General features: G+C 68.7%; 3 protein-coding genes and 1 tRNA gene. 2 read left to right on the top strand and 2 right to left on the bottom strand.

The annotated features are described in order from the left end of the window. Positions 1–537, top strand: a 537-nt coding sequence (locus ACOADB_RS22730; protein ID WP_378604015.1) for a GDSL-type esterase/lipase family protein, incomplete at its 5' end; no start/stop codon positions are given. Between the two features lie 30 nt (positions 538–567). Further along, positions 568–643, top strand: a tRNA-Gly gene (locus ACOADB_RS22725). A gap of 71 nt (positions 644–714) precedes the next feature. Here the strand turns inward: ACOADB_RS22725 and ACOADB_RS22720 are convergent. Both ACOADB_RS22720 and ACOADB_RS22715 read right to left on the bottom strand, forming a co-directional pair. After that, a complete protein-coding gene (locus tag ACOADB_RS22720; RefSeq protein WP_378604012.1) occupies positions 715–1,014 on the bottom strand; it encodes a putative quinol monooxygenase in 300 nt (99 codons plus the stop codon). Positions 1,015–1,169: 155 nt separating this feature from the next. Next, entirely contained in the window at positions 1,170–2,039 is an 870-nt protein-coding gene (locus ACOADB_RS22715) for an MEDS domain-containing protein (RefSeq protein ID WP_378604008.1), read from the bottom strand. Positions 2,040–2,083 lie beyond the last annotated feature (44 nt).

The following is a 2,083-nucleotide window of genomic DNA, read 5'->3' as shown; positions in this document are numbered from 1 at the left end:
CTCGTCACGATCCATGGTGGCGGCAACGACGTGCTCCGGCCGAAGGTCGACCTCGACGCCCTCGCGGCCGACTACGACGCGGCCGTCGGGCGGTTGAAGGCGTCGGGCGCCCATGTCGTCATGTTCACCATCGCCGACCCGCGCGACAGCGGCGTCTTCCGGTTGATGCGCGGCCGGTTCGCGATCTTCAACGAGTGGGTGCGCGAGATCGCCGAGAGCCACGACGCCACGGTCGTCGACATGTGGCGGATGCGGGGCTGGGCGCACGCCGAGGTCTTCGACGAGGACCGCCTGCACCTCAACCCCGTGGGCCACCAGCGGATCGCGATGGCGGTGCTCGACGCACTGCACGTCCCGCACGCCCTCGAACCGCTCCCGCCGATCGAGCTGCCCGTGCTCTCCGCTCGGGAGCAGCGTCAGGCCAACCTGGCGTGGGCCCGCACGCACGTCGCGCCGTGGGTGCACCGGCGCGTCACGGGCCGCTCCTCCGGCGACACCGTCGAGCCGAAGCGCCCGGCCCTCGAGCCCATCCGCTAACATCGGCCACGCTTCGGGAGACCGACGCATGCGGACGTAGCTCAGTTGGTAGAGCGCGACCTTCCCAAGGTCGATGTCGCGAGTTCGAATCTCGTCGTCCGCTCCATGACCGTGGCCCCGTGTGCACACGGGGCACGCAACAACCGGGACCGAGGCTGGGTCCGGAGGCTGGGTCCGCTAGCCCGGGATCTTGTCGGCCAGGATGTCGATCTTCTCGATCTGCGGCTCGGAGAACAGGACGCCGGTGTTGGGTCCGAGGGCCTGGCCCACGCCGCCGGCGAGGTGGGCGTCCCGGGCGTCGTCGTCGGGGAACACGTCGTACACGCCGAACGTCGAGGGCCCGAACTGAATGGCGAACCAGGCGACGGTGCCTGGCTCCTCCATCACGATCGACCGCGCCTGGGTGAGGAAGTCTGCGAGCTCGGCCTCCTTGCCAGGCAGTGCTTCGAGACGTACGAGGAGGGCTTTGGTCAACATCGGTCGGGCTCCTTGAGTTGAGGGGTGCGCCCCCTGCAGCAGGCCGCCGCAGAGTGGCGCTGCCCCGGGCACCTGTCACCGTCATGCTCTCGGGCGCACGTCGTCACCCGCATCCCGTGAACGGGGTACACCGGACATGCCGGATTCCCCCCCGGTCAGGCCGCGCGGACGTGGTGCTGCATCGCCAGAACGGTCAGCTCGACCCGGGAGTGGATGCCGAGCTTGGTGTAGATGTGCTTCAGGTGCGCATCGACGGTGTGCGGCGACACGAACAGCTGCTGGGCGATGTCCTTGTTGATCAGACCTCTGGAGACGAACCCGGCGACCCGCATCTCGCTCGGGGTGAGCGACAGCCACGGGTCCGGCGCGCCCGTGCCTGCGGGCTCAGCGCCCAGGGGTGGCCTGTCGTCACGGCTTGCCACCTCGGTGTCGTACTCCGCACTGGTCAGGAAGTGCGGGTTGTCGAGGACCGTTCGGTCCAGCAGCACGATGGGGTGGGTCTTGAGCACGGCGACGAGCATGTCGAGCCCGAAGCGCTGCAGGTCGTACATGCACATGAACACCGCTGGCTTCTTGCGCACGACGTCGTTGAGGGCCGACTCGTAGACGAAGAAGTCATCGGCCCCGTGAGGTTGCAACTGCACCCCGGGCCACGGCATCTCCCCGGTTGCCCGCAGCAGTCCCGCGCCCCCGGCGACCACCTCGTCGAGGTTGTCCGTGAGCACCGACGTCATGCGCTCGACCGAGAACGTCCCTGACTCCAGGTAGACGTCCGACGCCGGGCGCACGTCGAACCGGTCCGCCGGTGGGTCCGCGACGCCGGCCTCGCTGATCGCCCGGGCACGCACGGCGCCGGGCTCGACACCGTCGATGAAGCACAGGCAGGTGTCCCCGTGCCGAAGGCCCTCGCGTAGGAAGGGGAACAGGATGTCGTCCCGTTCCGCCGGGCCGGAGTAGAGAGCGCAGAGATGCGTCCCTGGCGGGAACCTGTCCACGCCAGGAATTCCCATGTCGACGAGAGTCATGTTGGCCCCTTGGTTACCGTGACAGTACGTCAATCGGCCGGTGA

The organism is Nocardioides sp. CPCC 206348, from assembly GCF_048654705.1.
In the GTDB taxonomy this organism is placed as follows: Bacteria; Actinomycetota; Actinomycetes; order Propionibacteriales; family Nocardioidaceae; genus Nocardioides.
This window is presented reverse-complemented; position numbering and strand designations above follow the sequence as displayed.

Excerpts from the sequence above, each read along its gene's own strand:
- ACOADB_RS22720 (WP_378604012.1), bottom strand. The coding sequence starts at position 1,014 with ATGTTGACCAAAGCCCTCCTCGTACGTCTCGAAGCACTGCCTGGCAAG.
- ACOADB_RS22715 (WP_378604008.1), bottom strand. The coding sequence starts at position 2,039 with ATGACTCTCGTCGACATGGGAATTCCTGGCGTGGACAGGTTCCCGCCA.